This is a genomic window from Acidisoma sp. C75 (genome assembly GCF_054665095.1).
Genome location: NZ_BAAFHD010000002.1, coordinates 276,532 through 293,343, shown reverse-complemented (window position 1 = coordinate 293,343; position 16,812 = coordinate 276,532). Strand labels below are relative to the sequence as shown.

Here is a 16,812-nt window from a genome sequence, read left to right as displayed (position 1 = left end):
TAGCACCCCAGAGAGGCACGAAACTTTCGCAGGCGCAAGCGGCGACGGATCGCAGACGCCGAGCGTTCGAGCGCCGTCGCGCGAGGCTGGCGAGGCGCGGGGCGCGGCCTCCGCCGCCCCCGCCCCGCCGGCCTATCAGGTCGTGATCGCCCGCGGCGCCATGCGCTGCGCCAACAGGTAATAGACCGGGCTGATCACGAGGAGGCCGACGATCCAGGAGAGATCGACGCCGCCGAGCGCCTTCGCGATCGGGCCGGTATAAAGCTCGGTCGAGACGAAGGGCAGCTGGATCAGGATGCCGAGGATGTAGCAGCCGATGGCGGGTTTGTTGAAGCGCCCGTAGATGCCGCCTTCGGCCGTGAAGAAGGCGTTCACGTCATACTCGCCATGGCGGACGAGGTAGAAATCGACGAGGTTGATCGCCGTCCAGGGCACCAGCACATAGAGCAGCAGCAGGATGAAGTTGGTGTAGTTGGTGAGGAAGTTGCCCGCGGCGAAGAGCGCGATCGCCAGCCCGACGAGGGTGATGACGGTCGCCGTCACCATGCGCGCCATGGCACCCGCACGCCAGCTCGGCACGAAGGTATGGACAAGCGTGATCGAGGAAAGCACGCCGCAGTAGAGGTTCATCGCATTGGTGCCGGCGATGCCGACCGAGAAAATGATGACGACGGGAACCGCGATCGCGCCGGTGAAGGTGGTGAGCCCGCTCACCGGATCGCCATTGGCGGCGACGAGGCCGAGCAGCGCGCCCAGGATCATCGGCAGGATGGAGCCGATGGAGCAGCCGAGATACGAAGCCCAGAAAGCGGGTTTCGCGCCCGTATCATGCGGCATGTAGCGCGAATAGTCGGACACGTAGGGCGCATAGGCGATCTGCCACAGCGCGCCGACCGAAATCGTCGAGAAGAAGCCGACCAGCGTGAACTTGTTGAGATGACCGAGATTGGCCGGCACGCCATGGATGAAGACGATCCAGATGAAGGCGAGGACGAGTGCCGCACCCGAGGCGAAGGTCAGAACCCGCGCATAGGCGTGGATGAGATCATGCCCATACATCGTCGCGATCAGGCTGATGACGGCGACGAGCAGGATGAGCAGCTTTTCGTTGACATGCGGCAGGATGGTCGCGAGCGACTGGCCGCCGAGCACGATATTCGACGCCAGGAAGCCGACATACATGATGATGACGATACCGACGACGAGCACGGCACCCACCGAGCCGAACTGCCCGCGCGTCTGCACCATCTGCGGCACGCCAAGCTGCGGGCCTTGGGCCGCATGCAGCGCCATGAAGATGGCGCCCACGAAATTGCCGATGGCGATCGCCCAGATCGAGGAGACGAAGTCGAGCTTGAAGACCGTGGTCGCCAGTGCGCCCGTGACGATCGTCAGCATCATGATGTTGGAGCCGAACCAGATCGTGAAGAGATCGCGGAAGGTGCCGTGCCGCTGATCGTGCGGAATGGGATAGATCGTGTGCTGTTCTATGGCAGCCGGTTTTTCATTGGCCAAGGCACTATCCTCGCGGTGGTTACTGCGCCAGGATGGCGCGGGGATCGAAGGGAAGCAATTCGGCGACTTCGCGCCTGAAGGGCAAGGCCGCAGGATCGCGCGGCACGCCAAGCTCCTCGGCATAGCGGCGCCCGCCGAAGACGGCGGCAGCGATGGTGCCCGGTGCCAGCGCATCGCCGATGGTGGTGACGGAGCGGAGGCCCGCATCGGCCCAATCGCCCGCACGGGCGGCCAGCGCCTGGGCGAGTTCATTCCGCGGCAACCGCGCGGTGACGAGCACCAGCGCGCCCGCTTCCTCCACGCTCTCCCGGCCCGTGAAGGCGCAGGCGAGCCTGGCCTGGCCCTCGCTCGCGCTGATGAGGATCTTGCTCGGCAGAATGCGCACGCCAAGCTCCATCAGCCGGGCCTGGATCTTGTGCTGCTCCATGGTGTTGAAGGTCCAGGCGGAAGCGGTCGCCGCCGGGGTGACGAGGGTGACCGAGAAACCCTCGCGCACCAGAAGTTCGGCCAGCACGCCGCCCATGTAGTAATGGTCATCATCGAACAACAGAACCGCGCGCGCGGCGGGCCGCCGGCCTGCCATCAGATCATCCGGCGTCAGCACCTCCGCGCCGCTGACCGCGAGCGGCTTGAGCACCGCGCGGCCGACGCCATCGCCCCGCCAGTGGCTGCCGGTTGCCAGCACCACATGCTCGAACCCGAAACTCAGAACGTCCTCGGCCGAGAGGTCGCTCTCGAAATAGGTCTCGACATTGGTCATGCGCTGAAGCTGCCCGATCCGGTAATCGGCGACGCGCCCCCAGGCGGAAAGCCCCGGCAACCGCCGCTCGGGGATCAGCCGCCCGCCCAACTGCCGCCCGGCTTCGGCAAGCGCCACCTCATGCCCGCGCCGCCCCAGCATCATCGCGGCTTCCAGCCCCGCAGGGCCCGCGCCCACCACCAGCACGCGGCCATCATCCTCGCGCGGGCGGATATATTCCGGGTGCCAGCCGCGGCGCCATTCCTCGCCCATGGCCGGGTTCTGCGTGCAGCGGGAGATCGAGGATGTATGGTCTCCGGCGATACAGATATTGCAGCCGATACATTCGCGAATATCCTCGATCCGGCCTTCGCGGATCTTCTCCGGGATGAAGGGATCGGCGATCGAGGGGCGCGCGGCGCCGATGAAATCGAGCACGCCCCCGCGGATCATCCGCACCATGGTATCGGGCGAGGTGAAGCGCCCGACGCCCACCACAGGTTTCGTCGTCATCGCCTTCACGCCCGTCACGAAAGGCTCCTGATAGGCTTCATCGGCAAAGCGCGAGGTCTGGCTGTCATTATCCCAGGAGGAAAGCGTCAGATCCCAGAGATCGGGCACCTCGCCCAAATGGCCGATAATGTCCCGCGCTTCGGAAGCGTGCAGTCCCTCCTCGCCGATCATCTCATCGACGGAGATGCGGCAGGCAACGGCAAGGCTATCGCCCACCGCGTCCTTCACGTCCTCGATCAACTCCCGCAGCAGCCGCGCGCGATTCTCCATCGAGCCGCCATATTCATCGGTGCGCGTATTGAAACGGCGGGAGAGGAAGAACATCGGGCCCCCGAAGAGCTTGCCGGCATAGACATAGACCATGTCATAGCCTGCGCGCTTGGCGCGGATGGCTGCTTCCCGGTGCCAGCGGCGGAGATTGCGAATGTCCTCCCGGTCCATCGCGCGCGCCTGCACCGGATCATTGAAGACGCTGAAGACCGGCAGATCCGCCGGCCCCATGGGGATTTCGCGCGAGTAGAGGTTCGGTGCGTTCATCCCGTTATGGCAGAGTTGAAGCCCGGCAAGCGCGCCGTATTGATGCACGGCATCCGCCGTGCGGGCGAGCATCGGAATATCCTGATCGGACCAGATGCGGAGTTCGATGAAGGGGCAAATCTCGGCGGAGGGATGGATCTCCGCCTGCTCGGTGCAGACGACGCCCCAGCCGCCCTGCGCCTTCACCGCCCGCATAGTGGCGAGCGCAGATGGATCACGATAGCCCATGCCGTTGCAATGCGGCACCTGGAAGAAGCGGTTGCGGGCGATGACCGGGCCGATCCGCACCTCTTCGAAAAGCACATCATAGCGCGGATCACGCATTCTGCTCTCATACCTTCAGCATTGACGGCCCGGCCCGGCTCTCGGGCGGATCGGGGCTTCGGCCGCTTCTTCCCCGACGCGAGGCCCGGCCACGGCTTTTGACAGAATTGTGACCGGCGCATAGCAGGGGAAAACAACTTCTTTTTTCCGCCCTGCTTAGCCTCCGCCTAAGCCGCCGATCGGCGGCCCGCCCGGTTGATGCCGCGCGCAAAGCCGGGCATGACGGATAGTGCCGGTTCTCCTCACTGAAAGGGCGCGACCCGATGGACAGCATCGATATCCTGGCGAAGCTCATCGCCTTCCCGACGGTCAGCCGCGACTCCAACCTCGCCCTTATCCACTATGTCGCGGGGCTGTTGGGCGACCACGGCATCGTTTGCGAGATCATCCCCGATCACGCCCATAACAAGGCAAATCTCTTCGCGAGCATCGGGCCGGCCGATCGACCCGGCGTCCTGCTTTCAGGCCATAGCGATGTCGTCCCCGTCGATGGGCAGAACTGGACGCTACCGCCCTTCGAGATGACCGAGCGGGACGGCAGGCTTTACGGCCGGGGGGCGGCCGATATGAAAGGCTTCGTCGCCTGCGCGCTGTCCGCCATGCTCCGCGCCGCCCAGCGCGAACTGCAGACGCCGCTGCACCTCGCCCTCTCCTATGACGAGGAGCTGGGCTGCCTCGGCGTTCATAGCTTGCTCGACATGCTGCGAGCGGCACCGGTCCGCCCGCGCCTCTGCATCGTCGGCGAGCCGACGGAGATGACGGTCGCCACCGGACATAAGGGCAAGGTCGGGGCGCATGCCATCGCCCGGGGGCGGGAGGGGCATTCGGCGCTCGCCCCGCTCGCGCTCAACGCCATCCATCTCGGCTGCGATTTCGTCGCCGCCATTCGTGCCGAGCAGACACGGATCGAGCGCGAAGGCCCGCGGGATGGCGATTACGATATCCCCTATACCACGCTCCATGTCGGGCGCTTCAATGCCGGCGTCGCGCTCAATATCGTGCCGAACCATTGCGCGCTCGATTTCGAGATCCGCAATGTCGCGGCGGATGATCCCTCCGTCATCATGGAGCGGCTGCGGCAGGCGGCGGCAGGCATCGTGGCGCGCGCCGCAGAACATGCGCCCGAAGCCGCCATCGATATCGAGATCTTCAACACCTATCCCGGCCTCGATACGCCGCGGACCTCGGATGCCGTCGCCTTCGTCAAATCGCTGACCGGCGGCAATGCGACGATCAAGGTCGCCTTCGGCACCGAGGGCGGGCTCTTCAGCGCCGAGCTTGGCGTGCCCACGGTCGTCTGCGGCCCAGGCTCGATGATGCAGGGCCACAAGCCCGACGAGTTCGTGAGCATCGAACAGCTTCGCCGCGCGGATGCCATGCTGGCGGCGCTCGAACGCCACCTCGTCCAGGGTCTCGGCTGAGCTATTCAGCCTCGCGGCTGAGCCCGAAGACCCCCTGCTCGCCCACGAAGCGACGGCAATGCTGGACGAAGGCGGCGAGCGTCTGGGTACGATGCTCCGCCGCCGGCATGGCGAGCCCCATGGTCAGCGGACGGATGCCGCCCACCAGCGGCACGAAGCACAGCGGCTTGCCATCGGGCGAAAGCGTGTTGAGCGGCCGCATATTGGCGATGCCATAGCCGAAACCATTGGCGACCATCGAGCGCATGACGGCGATATCCGCCGTCCGCTCGGCGATGTTCGGGCGAAGCCCGCGGGCGTGAAAGGCTGATAGGAAATAATCCCGGCTGAAGGGGAGATCGAGCAGCACCATCGGCTCGCCCACCAGCTCCTCCGGCGTCACTTCCGTGCGGCCGGCCAGCGGGTGCCGTTCCGGCAGCATGACATAGGGCGGCAGCGTGGCGAGCGGCTCGAAAACCAGATCCTGCGGCACGTCCAGATCGTAGGTCAGCGCGACGTCGATCTCTCCCTGCTGCAGCATGTCCAGAAGCTGGCCCTGGTTGCCCTCACACTGCCGCACCCGCACCTCGGGGTAGGCGGCCTCGAACTTGCGCCGCAGCGAGGGCAGCAGGATCTGCGCGAAGGTGAGCAGACAGCCGATGGCGAGCGGGCCGCGCGCCTTGCCCGAAAGATCGCTCGCGATGCCGCGCAAAGCCTCCAGTTCGCTGAGCAGCCGCGCCGCTTCCTTCAGGAAGATGCGCCCCGCCGAGGTGAGGGAAAGCCCATGCGAATGGCGGCGGACGAAGAGATCGATGCCGAACTCCGCCTCCAACTGCACGATCGAGGCGGAGATCGACGGCGGCGAGACGTTCACGAGTTCGGCCGCCCGGGCGATGCTGCCGGCTTCCCCCACCGCCACGAAATATTCGAGCTGCCGCAGCGTGAACCTCAGCGCCATGGTCCCCTCGGCCGGTCAGGCGCCCGGCGCGGGCGAGGCGGGCCTCAATACTTGATCCAGATCGTCTTGAGCGCGGTGTATTTGTCCACCGCATGCAGCGAGAGATCGCGCCCGAAGCCGGATTGCTTCATGCCGCCGAATGGCGTCAGCGGGCTCGTCGCGTCCACCGTGTTGACCGACACGGTACCCACCCGCAAGCGCGGCGCGACGCGATGGGCGCGCGCCAGGCTGTCCGTCCAGATCGAGGCGGCGAGGCCATATTGCGTATCATTGGCGAGGCGGATCGCCTCCTCCTCGTCATCGAAGGCGACCACCGACAGGACGGGGCCGAATACCTCCTCGCGCGCTATCGGGTCGCTCGGCGCGACATCGTCGAAGATCGTCGGCGCGATGAAGCTGCCACGGCCATTCACCGTCACCGGCATGCCGCCCAGAACCAGCCGCGCACTCTCACGGGCGGCGGTGATGAAGCGCATCACCCGCGCCGCATGGCCGGCATCGACCATGGCGCCCATGCGGGTCGCGGGGTCGAGCGGATCACCCGGCTGCCACGCGGCCGCCTGCGCCACGATCTTCTCAAGGAAGGCATCCTTGATCCGACGCTCGACCAGCAGGCGGGAATTGGCGGAACAGACCTCGCCTTGGTTGAAGAAGATGGCGAGAGCCGCCATTTCCGCCGCGGCATCGAGATCGGCGCAATCGGCGAAGACGAGGTTCGGGCTCTTGCCGCCAGTTTCCAGCCAAACCTGCTTCATATTGGATTGGCCGGCATATTGCAGAAAGAGCTTGCCGACGGCGGTGGAGCCGGTGAAGGCGAGGCAATCGACATCGGGGTGCCGGCCGAGCGCCTGGCCCGCCGTCTCGCCCAGGCCCGGCACGACGTTGAGCACGCCCGCCGGCAGCCCCGCTTCCATCGCGAGTTCCGCCAGCAGCAAGGCCGAAAGCGGTGATTGTTCGGCCGGCTTGAGCACGACGGAATTGCCGACGGCGAGGGCAGGCGCGCATTTCCACGTCGCCATATCGAGCGGAAAGTTCCACGGCACGACGGCACCGACGACGCCGAGCGGCTCGCGCCGGACAAGGGCGAGATCCCCCTCCCCGGTCGGCGCGATTTCGTCATAGAGCTTGTCCGCGGCCTCGCCATACCATTGGAAGATGTCGGCAGCTCCTGGCACGTCGATCGTCGCCGCATCCTGGATCGGCTTGCCCATGTCGAGCGATTCGAGCAGGGCGAATTCTTCCAGATGCTCGCGGATGAGCCGGGCGAGGCGCAGCAGCACCTCCTTCCGCTGTCCGGGCTTGGCGCGCGACCACACGCCGCTCTCGAAACTGCGGCGGGCGGCGGCGACCGCGCGGTCGATATCCTCGGCACCGCAGGCGGCGACCTCGGCGAGGACCGCTTCGGTCGCCGGATTGATGCTCGGAAAGGTGCGGCCCGAGCGCGCGGGGACGAAGCCGCCGTCGATGAAGGCGCGATCGCGGAACCGCAGGCCGGCGGCCTTGCGGACCCATTGCTCGTGGCTCAATTCGCTCATCGGCTCATCCCCCTCGCTGTCATTCACCGCGCACGGCGACCCCCGCGGATGCGGACCCGCACGCCACCCTCATCGGCAGCCGTCTATTCGTCACCCGCCACACCATAGCGTGGCGCTGACCGCGGATCGAGCGCACGCCGCACGTAATCCTCAAGCTGCGGCTGGTAGAGCGCCCAGAGCCTGGCCAGCGCCTCGATCGGGCAATCCTCGCTCCAATCGCAGCGCAGATCGGCAACCGGCCAGGACTGCTCGGCCACCAGCTTGAGCCCGGCGGAGCGCACCGGCCCCGCCTCCCCGCCGGCGCTGAGCCCGGCACGGAGTGCTGTGATGAGACGATCGCCGAGCGCAGCCTCCGCGCCGAGGAAAGCCTCCATCATCGCCTGCGGCACGCCCTCATGCGCCAGGAGATTGCCGGCGCAGGCGACGTTCAGGCCCTTGGCCTCGCCCCAAGTGCCGAGCACCCTGGCGCCCGAGTAGATGGCACTCCCGCCATCGGCGCCGACCGCCAGCAGCTGCCGATACTCCGCATGCGGCGCGGTACGGGCGAGGATGGCGAGCGCCTCGGCAGCCGTCGCCCCTGCCGCCATCAGCCGCAGCGCGCGCGTGCCCAAAGCAGGATCCGTCACGTTCTGGCTGGCCACCGCACCGACCTGCGCTTCGGCGAAAGCGCAGCGCGCGGCGACCGCCGGGGAGGAGGAGCTTGTCGCCACGCCGAACATGCCGGTGCGGGCGCAACGCGCGACGATGGTGAAGGTCATGCGCCATCCTCATCGGGGATCACGGCAGTCGCGTCGATCTCGACCAGCCATTCCGGCCGGGCGAGCGCCTGCACGACGAGACCCGTGGAGACCGGAAAGACGCCCTTGGTATATTCGCCCATCACCCGATAGACCGCCTCTCGATGTCGAACATCGGTGATATAGACGACGACCTTGACGAGATGCTCCATCCGCCCACCGCATTCCTCGATGAGCTGGCGGATGTTCTGCATCACCTTATGCGTCTGTTCCGCCGCATCATGGCTGTCGATGTTCTTGGCGGTATCGAGATCCTGCGGGCATTGGCCGCGCAGATAAACGGTCCGCCCGCCGCGGGTAATCACTGCCTGGCAGAGATCGTTGTCGAGCTTCTGCTCCGGGTAGGTATCGCGCGTATTGAACGTGCGGATGCGGGTATGGGCCATGGTTACGCGACCTCGCTCTTCTGTTGCTCACTTGGGCTATAGGCCATGTATTTCATCTGCGTCGCGATATGATCCGCGAGGAATTTCGCATCATGCCACACCCCCCAGATGAAGCTGGAGCCGCGGCGCGTCTGCCAGGGAAGCCCGAGGAAGTAGATGCCGCGCTCGGCCGAGACACCGCGCTGATGGCGCGGCCGGCCACGCTCGTCGAAAATATCGAGTTTGAGCCAGCCGAAATCATTGGTGAAGCCGGTCGCCCAGATGATGCTGGTGATCCCCTCGGCCCCGAGATCGAGCTGACGGATCGGCTGACGCACACAATCCGGATCGGGGCGGATCAGCCGCGCTTCGGGCTCTTCCGGCAGATCGAGACCATTGGCCGTGACGTATGCATCCGCCTCATCCAGCAGCGCGAGGTAATCGGCATCGCCCCGCGCGATATTGGCGGCGAGATCCCCGGCGATCGCGAGCCTATCCTCCTCGAAGCGCTCTACCCGGCCGAGCAGCGTCATCCCTTCGGCCGCGAGGCGCCGGAAATCGACCGTCTGGCCGCCGCGCGCGCCGCTCACCGCGATCGTCACATGCTCTGCCCCCGCCGCCGGCGTCGCCAGATCCCATTTGCCGAGCACGCCGAGCCACCAGACGAAATCCCGCCCGCGATAGCTGCGCGGCGGGCGGCCATGGGGCCCCACCGAGAGGAAGACGCGCCGGCCCGCGCGGCGCAGTTCATCGGCAATCTGGCTGCCGGAGGAGCCGGCGCCGACGACGAGCACAGCGCCCTCAGGCAACTGCCCGGGGTTGCGATAGCCGCTCGAATGCAGCTGCGTCAGCCCAGCCTCCGCCGGCACGATCGGCGGGATAACAGGCGTCTGAAACGCGCCGGTGGCGACAACCACATTCATCGCTTCGATCTCGCCATGCGAGGTCAGCACGCGAAAGCCGCGGGCGTGCGGGATCTTCTCGACGGACTTCACCTCCACGCCACAGCGGATCGGCGCCGCAATCATCCTGGCATAAGAGACGAAATAGTCGGCGACTGCCTCCTTCCCCGGAAAAGCCTCAGGGTCGATGCCGGCGAACTCCATGCCAGGGAAGCGGTCATGCCAGGCAGGGCCATTGGCGACGAGTGAATCCCACCGCTCCGAGCGCCAGCGTTCGGCAATGCGGTGGCGTTCCAGCACGAGATGCGGCACGCCGCTTTTCCCCAGATGCTCGCTCATGGCGAGCCCCGCCTGGCCACCGCCGACGACGAGGGTCTCTATGTGTTCGACAGGCATGCGCGCGCTTCCGTTTCGAGGGGCGGGTGCCCCGGCCAGACGATGGCATAGGCTTCGTTCTGCCATCTACGACCAAGCGCCGCGCGCGCGAATTATGTTTTGGCGCGGCCCGGATTAGCCTGCGCCTAAAGGGGGCCGGCCCGGCGGCTGGCCCGGCGCCCCCTCGGCCCCCCGCGCGTCAGCTCTTGACGAGCGGGCAATCCTCCTCGGCCATCGGCTCGAAGGTATCTTTCGCTGGTGTCTGATGCACGAGGTCGTAATAATCCCAAGGGATCTTGCTCTCGCTCGGCGTCTTCACCCGGAAGAGATAGGAGGGGCACATGAAGCGCCCGTCCTCGCGGATGTAGTTCTTGCCGAATGCGTCATCATCCGTCGGCATCTTCTTCATCTGAGCGACCACCTTGTCTCCCTCCAGCGCCGAGGCCGCGCCGATGGCATCGACGGCCTTGAGGAAATGGAGCGTGCCGCTGTAGCAGCCGGCATGGCCCATGGAGGGGTAGTTGTTCGGCGTCCTTGGCAGCACGCGCTTGGTGAAGGCGCGCGTACGGTCGTTGAGGTTCCAGTAGAAGCTCTCGGTCAGGATCAGCCCCTGCGCGATCTCCAGCCCCATGCCGTGCACGTCACCGAGATAGATGAGCAAGCCGGCGATCTTCATGCCGCTTTGCGTCAGGCCGAACTGATGCGCCTGCTTCACGGCGTTCACCGTATCCTTGCCGGCATTGGCGAGCCCCAGCACCTGCGCGCCGGAGGATTGCGCCTGCAACAGGAAGGAGGAAAAATCCGTCGTCTGCGGGAAAGGGTAGTTGACATTGCCGACGACCGAACCGCCGGCCGCCTTCACCACTGCCGCCGTCTGGTCCCGCAGCAGATGGCCGAAGGCATAGTCAGCGGTGATGAAGAACCACTTCTTGCCGCCTTCCTGCACCATCGCACCGCCGGTGGAATGCGCCAGCATATAGGTGTCGTACGTCCAATGCACGGTGGCCGCATTGCAGTCCTTCCCCGTCAGCAGCGTCGTCGCGGCGTTGGAGTTGATATAAGTGCGGTTCTTTTCCTTGGCGACGCTGGCGATTGCCAGCGCGACAGCCGAATTCGGCACGTCGATGAGCATATCGACGCCATTGTCGAACCACTGCCGGGCGAGACCCGCACCGATATCTGGCTTGTTCTGATGATCGCCCTGGATAACTGTGATGTCGTAGCCCTTCTGTGCCGCGCCCCAATCCTCGATCGCCTGACGAACGCAGGCAAGGGATGTCGCACCGGCGTCACCACTATAGGGGCCGGAGAAATCCGAGCAGACGCCGATCGTGAGCTTCTTCGCATCTGCCGCCCGCGCTCGCCTGGCTGGAAGCGCTGCCAATGCGGCGGCGGCGGCAGCCGACCCCAGAACATCACGCCGAGTTACCCTCATGATCGTCTTCTCCCTTTTGTTGTTATCGTTGCACGTGCCGCAGCCGCCGTTCAGAACGCCACATTCTCCGCGCCCTTGAGCGCCAAGATGCCGCGCGCCTCCGCGGGTGTCGCGATGGCAAGGCCGAGACCTTCGATGATCTGGCGCACCGCGCGCACCTGCTCTGCATTGCTCGCGGCGAGCCGCCCAGGGCCGGCCCAGAGCGAATCTTCAAGCCCCACGCGGACATTGCCGCCCATTGCGGCCGCCTGCGCGGCGATCGCCAGCTGGTTGCGCCCAGCGCCGAGGACAGACCATTGATACCGGTCACCGAACAGCCGGTCGGCTGTCCGTTTCATATGCAACACGTCTTCCGGATGGGGCCCGATGCCGCCGAGGATGCCGAAGACCGTCTGCACGAAGAGCGGCGGCTCTACGAGCCCACGGTCGAGGAAATGGGCGAGGTTGTAGAGATGCGCCGTGTCATAGCACTCGAACTCGAAGCGCGTGCCGCTATCGCCCAGCGTGCGCAGCACAAATTCGATATCCTTGAAGGTATTGCGGAACACGAGATCGCGCGAATTCTCCAGCGCCTCCCGCTCCCACCCATGCTTGAACTCCTGAAAGCGCTGGAGCATCGGGAAGAGGCCGAAATTCATCGAACCCATATTGAGCGAGGCGACTTCCGGCCTGAAGGCTTCAGCTGGGCGCACCCGCTCCTGCACCGTCATATAGGGGGCGCCGCCAGTCGTCAGATTGAGCACGGCATCAGTCGCCTGGCGGATGCGCGGCAGAAAGCGGCCGAAGGCTTCGGGTGTCTGATCCGGGCGACCGGTCTCCTCATCCCGCGCATGCAGGTGGATGATCGCCGCCCCCGCCTCCGCCGCTTCCACTGCCGCGCGGGTGATCTCCTCCGCCGTGACCGGCAGATGCGGAGACATCGAGGGCGTATGGATCGCGCCAGTAACCGCACAGGTGATGATGACTTTACGCGATGCCATGACGCATCCTTTCGTCTCGTGATGAACCGCGGTCACCGGGCTCAAATGGTCTCGACATTGCCGTCCACGCTCAGCGACTGGCCGGAGATATTGCGCCCGGCGGGCGAGAGCAGGAAGGCGACGGTTGCCGCCACATCCTCGGCCGTCACCATACGGCGCAGCGAGATCCGTTCGAGATATTGCGCCTCTATCACCTTGTAGCCGAGGCCGAGCTGCTCGGCCCGCGCGCGGATCACCTTCGTCATGCGCTCGCCCGCGACGATGCCGGGTAGCACCGCGTTGACCCGGATGTTCGCAGGCCCAAGCTCCTTGGCAAGGCTTTGCGTGAAGCCGACGACTGCCCATTTGCTCGCGGCATAGGGCGTGCGATAGGCATAGCCGAGCCGCCCGGCGACGGAGGCGATATTGACGATGGCACCCCCGCCCGCCGCCTTCAGCAGCGGCACCGCCTGCCGGGTGCAGAGGAACTGCCCCGTGAGGTTGACATCGATCGTCCGCCGCCAGGCCTCGGGCGCGATCTCTTCCACCGCGTCTGTCGGCCCCGCGATGCCGGCATTATTGACGAGCGCATCGAGCCCGCCGAGGGCCGCGCGCGCTTCAGCGAAGAGCCGCGCCACCTCCCCCTCGTCCGCGACATCGGCTCGGCTCGCGCCGATCTCCGCATGGGCCGCGCTGAATTGCGCCAGCACTGCGTCCGACACGTCGCAGATATAGAGCTTCGCGCCGCCGGCCGCGAGCCTTTCGGCGATCGCGCGCCCGATGCCGGAGGCACCGGCCGTGACCAGCACACGCAGCCCGCCGTGCTCCCGCCCTTGTTCGTTCAACTCCTGCATCTTCGCCTCCCTATTGGCTTCGCTCCCGCAGGCCGAGAACGGCGACCAGAACGACCAGTCCGAAGATCATGCTCCGGAAGGCGGCCGGCAGCAGCAGCCCTGTCAGAATGGTGGTCAGCGCCGTGAGAAACAAGGCACCGCCCACCATGCCGAGATAGTGCCCGCGCCCGCCCGTCATCAGCGTGCCGCCGATGACGACGACGGCGATGGCCGGCAGCAGGTAGGGATCGCCCATATCGTTGAATGCTTGGCCGGAGAAGCCGACCAGCATGATCCCGACGAGCGCGGAACAGAGCCCGCTCAGCATATAGGTGCGGATCAAGGTGCCGCTGACGGGCACGCCCGCGAAGAAGGCGGCGGTGCGGCTATTGCCGACGGCCTTGAGGCGCCGCCCGTAGGCGGTATGGCTCAGCAGCACGGTCGCGAGCGCCACGAAGAGGATGAGCAGGAGGACGACGGGTGTGATGCCACGCCAATTTCCTGTCATCACCCAGGAGATCGCGGGTGGCGAAGAGCCGCTCGGCGTGCCGTTGGTATAGACGAGCGAGAGCCCGGCGATGATGCCGTTCATGGCGAGCGTCATGATCAGCGGGAAGATGCCGAAGAGTGCGATGCCGATGCCGTTGATCGCGCCGATCAGCGCGCCTGCGAGCAGCACGGCCGGCACCGCCCAGAGGGCGGCTTCGTTCGACGCGCTCGCCCAGGAGGTCAGCAGGATGCCGGCGGCGGTGATGATGGCGGGCGGCGAGAGGTCCAGCCCGCCGCTCATGACGACCGCACCCTGGCCAAGCCCGAGCACCGCCAGGAAGGAAGCGAGCACGAGCAACGAATCGAGATAGGCGCCCGGCCGCACGCGGGCACCGAAGAGCAGCGCCATGACGATGAGCGTGAGCAGGAGCGCGGCCCAAACGGGTGCGGCAAAGCTCAGCGTGCCGGCATTGCGGGCGAAGAACCGGGGGATCGGCGCGCGCGGCAGGCTCGTGTCCGGCCGCAGCGGCGGGGGGACCACGGGCGTCGCCTGGCCTGCCACCTCGCGCCCCGCGCCCGCGTGCAGCCGCCGTCCGCGCAGCCGCGGCCAGACGAGGGAGCTGCCGCCCAGAGACTGGCTCAGCACCGCGGCGACCAGCAGCAGCCCCTCCACCACACTCGCATAATAGGTCGGCACATTGAAGACGAGCAGTAGGTTGACGACGAGCATCAGCGTCAGCGCGCCGAAGATCGCGCCGATCGGCGTGCCGCGCCCGCCGGCGAAAGACGTGCCGCCGAGCACGACGGCGACGAAGACCGGCAGCAGCAGCGGGCCGCCAACGGTCGGGTCGCCCGAGCCGGTCTGCGCGGTGAGGAGAAGACCGCCGCCGGCGTAGAAAACACCCGCCAGCACGAAGGCCCCGATGCGCACGGGGCGAAGCGGCACGCCCTTCATGCGCGCGGCCTCGGCATCGCTGCCCGCCGCATAGAGGTTGAGGCCGAAGCCCGTTCGGCGGATCAGGCTCCAGAGCGCGCCCGCCCCCGCCAGCACGAGCACCGGCGCCGGCAGCAGGCCCGGGATCGCGTTGCCGGTAAAGAATGTCGAGAAGCCCGACGGTACCTGCCCGCCCGGCTGCTCCAGCACGAGGAGCGCGACGCCCCCGACGATGAACATGGTGGCCAGCGTCACGATCACGGACTGCAAGCGCAACAACACCGTCAGCATGCCGTTGATGGCGCCGATCGCGCCACCCATGGCGAGGGCGAGCGCCGTCCAGAGCAGCATCGAACCCGGCGTCGCCTGCATATGCTGGGCAAGCAGGCAATTGGTCAGCGCGATCACCGCGCCCGCCGAGAGATCGAGCCCGCCGGCAATCACCACGATCGCCTCGCCCATCCCGGCAAGCGCGAGGGCCGCGGCGCTGCTCGCCGTGCTCGAGAGATCGTAGTAGCCGAGGCCATGCGCCGATTTCAGCGCAAGCAGTGCCAGCACCGCGAGGAAGGTGAGGATCGCGATGAGCAGGCCGGACTGGCGGCGGAGCAGGCGCGGCAGCGGCGCGCGGCGCGCGAAGGGCGGTGCGCTGGCACTCACGAGACCGCCTCCGCATGCCGCACGCCGGCCGGCACCTCCGCCCCCAGCATGGCCCGGCCGATTGCGTCTTCATCCATCGCCGCCGGCCCGAGTTCCGCGCCGATCGCGCCGCGATAGAGCACGAGCACACGATCCGCGAGCCCTATCAGTTCCGGCACCTCCGTCGAATAGAAGAGCACCGCGCCGCCGGCATCGGCGAAGTCACGCAACAGAGCGTAGATCTCGTGCTTGGTTCCGATATCGACGCCACGTGTCGGGTCGTAGGCGAGCAGGATCTTGCAGTCGGTCAGCAGCCATTTGGCGAGCACGATCTTCTGCTGGTTGCCGCCGCTGAAGGAGCCTGCGCGCTTGTGATGCGCGCGCGGATGCACGCCGAGCCGCGCGAAAGCGGCGTCGACCCGCGCGGCCTCCCGGCTTCGGTCGATGAGGCCGAAGCGCGTAAAACCATCGAGTGCCACGAGAGATGCATTCTCCCGCCCCGTCATGCTCAGCGCCAGGCCCTGGATCTTGCGATCCTCCGGTACCAGCCCGATGCCGGCGCGGATCGCATCGCGCGGGGAGCCGAGCAGCATCTCGCGCCCCCCCACCCTCACCCGGCCGCTGCTCATATGCCCGACGCCGAAAAGCGCGTTGAAAAGGTCGAGTTGGCCCATCCCTTCGAGCCCGGCAATACCGAGGATCTCGCCGGCATCGAGACGGAAGGAGACATCGCGCAGCCTGGGGCCCGCGGTCAGCCGCGCGGCCGCGAGAAGCGGGGGCTCGGCCGGCGGAGCGGGCACGCGGCGCGGCGGGAATGCCGCTTCGACCTGCCGGCCCATGACGAGCGAAAAGACCTCGCGATCGGCGATCACCTCTGTCCGATGCGTGCCGACATGCCTTCCGTTGCGCAGGATGGACAGCCGGTCGCAATAGGCCCGCACCTCCTGGATGCGGTGGGTGATGAGCAGGATCGTCGTGCCCTCGCCCCGCAGCTGCGCGATCCGCTCGCCGAGCCAGGCGACGTCCTGCGCCGCAAGCGCGGCCGAAGGCTCGTCCAGCAGTAAAATCTTCGGCCGCCGCGCGATCGCGCGGAGAATTTCGATCTTCTGGCGGAGCGAGAGATCGAGCGTGCGGATCTCCGCCTCCGGATCGATCTCCGGCAGATCGTAGGTGGCGAGAATTTCCTCAACCCGGCACCGCGCCGCCCGCCGATCGCGCCAGAGGCCGAACCGGCGCGGCGCATCTGGCAACAGAATGTTCTCGGCAACCGTCAGATCGGGGATGAGCGGGATTTCCTGAAAGGCGACTTCGATACCGCGCCTGCTCGACTCCGCACGGCTTGCCAGCGAGACCCGTTCACCGAAGATCTCGATGCCGCCATTATCGGGCCTTAGTAAGCCGCTCAGAATCTTGACGAGGGTCGATTTTCCCGCGCCGTTTTCGCCGAGCAGCGCATGCGTCTCGCCCGCTTCGACCGTGAGGCTCGCATCGGCGAGCGCGACCGTCGCGCCATATCGCTTGGTTATCGCATCGAGCGCGATCGCCGCAGGCATCGGCAGCCTTCCG

13 protein-coding genes are annotated in these 16,812 nt (G+C 66.6%); 1 reads left to right on the top strand and 12 read right to left on the bottom strand.

Going from position 1 to position 16,812, the window contains the following annotated elements:
- Positions 1 to 135: 135 nt before the first annotated feature.
- Positions 136 to 1,515 (bottom strand): purine-cytosine permease family protein, encoded by a 1,380-nt coding sequence (locus ACYQ7X_RS03645; RefSeq protein WP_459695473.1) that lies wholly within the window; start codon positions 1,513 to 1,515, stop codon positions 136 to 138.
- A gap of 19 nt (positions 1,516 to 1,534) precedes the next feature.
- Entirely contained in the window at positions 1,535 to 3,628 is a 2,094-nt protein-coding gene (locus ACYQ7X_RS03640; RefSeq protein WP_459695472.1) for an oxidoreductase, read from the bottom strand.
- Positions 3,629 to 3,891: 263 nt separating this feature from the next.
- Here ACYQ7X_RS03640 and argE point away from each other — a divergent pair, with 263 nt between their 5' ends.
- Complete coding sequence (gene argE, locus ACYQ7X_RS03635) at positions 3,892 to 5,049, top strand: acetylornithine deacetylase (protein ID WP_459695471.1); 1,158 nt, start codon at positions 3,892 to 3,894, stop codon at positions 5,047 to 5,049.
- A gap of 1 nt (position 5,050) precedes the next feature.
- Here the strand turns inward: argE and ACYQ7X_RS03630 are convergent, their stop codons facing one another.
- The 10 genes from ACYQ7X_RS03630 to ACYQ7X_RS03585 all read right to left on the bottom strand — a co-directional run bounded on the left by ACYQ7X_RS03630 (position 5,051) and on the right by ACYQ7X_RS03585 (position 16,799).
- Positions 5,051 to 5,986: a LysR substrate-binding domain-containing protein gene (locus ACYQ7X_RS03630; protein WP_459695470.1), complete on the bottom strand. Its 936-nt coding sequence runs from the start codon at positions 5,984 to 5,986 to the stop codon at positions 5,051 to 5,053.
- 44 nt (positions 5,987 to 6,030) lie between these two features.
- On the bottom strand, positions 6,031 to 7,521 hold the full coding sequence (locus ACYQ7X_RS03625; protein ID WP_459695469.1) for an aldehyde dehydrogenase: 1,491 nt from the start codon (positions 7,519 to 7,521) through the stop codon (positions 6,031 to 6,033).
- Positions 7,522 to 7,604: 83 nt separating this feature from the next.
- Positions 7,605 to 8,279 (bottom strand): DUF1028 domain-containing protein, encoded by a 675-nt coding sequence (locus tag ACYQ7X_RS03620; RefSeq protein ID WP_459695468.1) that lies wholly within the window; start codon positions 8,277 to 8,279, stop codon positions 7,605 to 7,607.
- A complete protein-coding gene (locus ACYQ7X_RS03615; RefSeq protein ID WP_459695467.1) occupies positions 8,276 to 8,704 on the bottom strand; it encodes a RidA family protein in 429 nt (142 codons plus the stop codon). The genes ACYQ7X_RS03620 and ACYQ7X_RS03615 overlap by 4 nt, the downstream gene beginning before the upstream one ends.
- Before the next feature lie 2 nt (positions 8,705 to 8,706).
- Positions 8,707 to 9,981, bottom strand: coding sequence for a flavin-containing monooxygenase (locus tag ACYQ7X_RS03610; protein ID WP_459695466.1), 1,275 nt, complete (start codon positions 9,979 to 9,981; stop codon positions 8,707 to 8,709).
- A 178-nt stretch (positions 9,982 to 10,159) separates the two neighbouring features.
- The gene (locus ACYQ7X_RS03605) at positions 10,160 to 11,395 is read right to left on the bottom strand and encodes an ABC transporter substrate-binding protein (protein WP_459695465.1); all 1,236 of its coding nucleotides are present in this window, start codon (positions 11,393 to 11,395) and stop codon (positions 10,160 to 10,162) included.
- Between the two features lie 50 nt (positions 11,396 to 11,445).
- Positions 11,446 to 12,375, bottom strand: a complete 930-nt coding sequence (locus ACYQ7X_RS03600) for a beta-keto acid cleavage family enzyme (protein ID WP_459695464.1) — start codon at positions 12,373 to 12,375, stop codon at positions 11,446 to 11,448.
- A 41-nt stretch (positions 12,376 to 12,416) separates the two neighbouring features.
- Positions 12,417 to 13,208: an SDR family oxidoreductase gene (locus tag ACYQ7X_RS03595; RefSeq protein ID WP_459695463.1), complete on the bottom strand. Its 792-nt coding sequence runs from the start codon at positions 13,206 to 13,208 to the stop codon at positions 12,417 to 12,419.
- 10 nt (positions 13,209 to 13,218) lie between these two features.
- Positions 13,219 to 15,267, bottom strand: coding sequence for an ABC transporter permease subunit (locus ACYQ7X_RS03590; RefSeq protein WP_459695462.1), 2,049 nt, complete (start codon positions 15,265 to 15,267; stop codon positions 13,219 to 13,221).
- A complete protein-coding gene (locus ACYQ7X_RS03585; RefSeq protein WP_459695461.1) occupies positions 15,264 to 16,799 on the bottom strand; it encodes a sugar ABC transporter ATP-binding protein in 1,536 nt (511 codons plus the stop codon). The genes ACYQ7X_RS03590 and ACYQ7X_RS03585 overlap by 4 nt, the downstream gene beginning before the upstream one ends.
- Between the last annotated feature and the right edge of the window lie 13 nt (positions 16,800 to 16,812).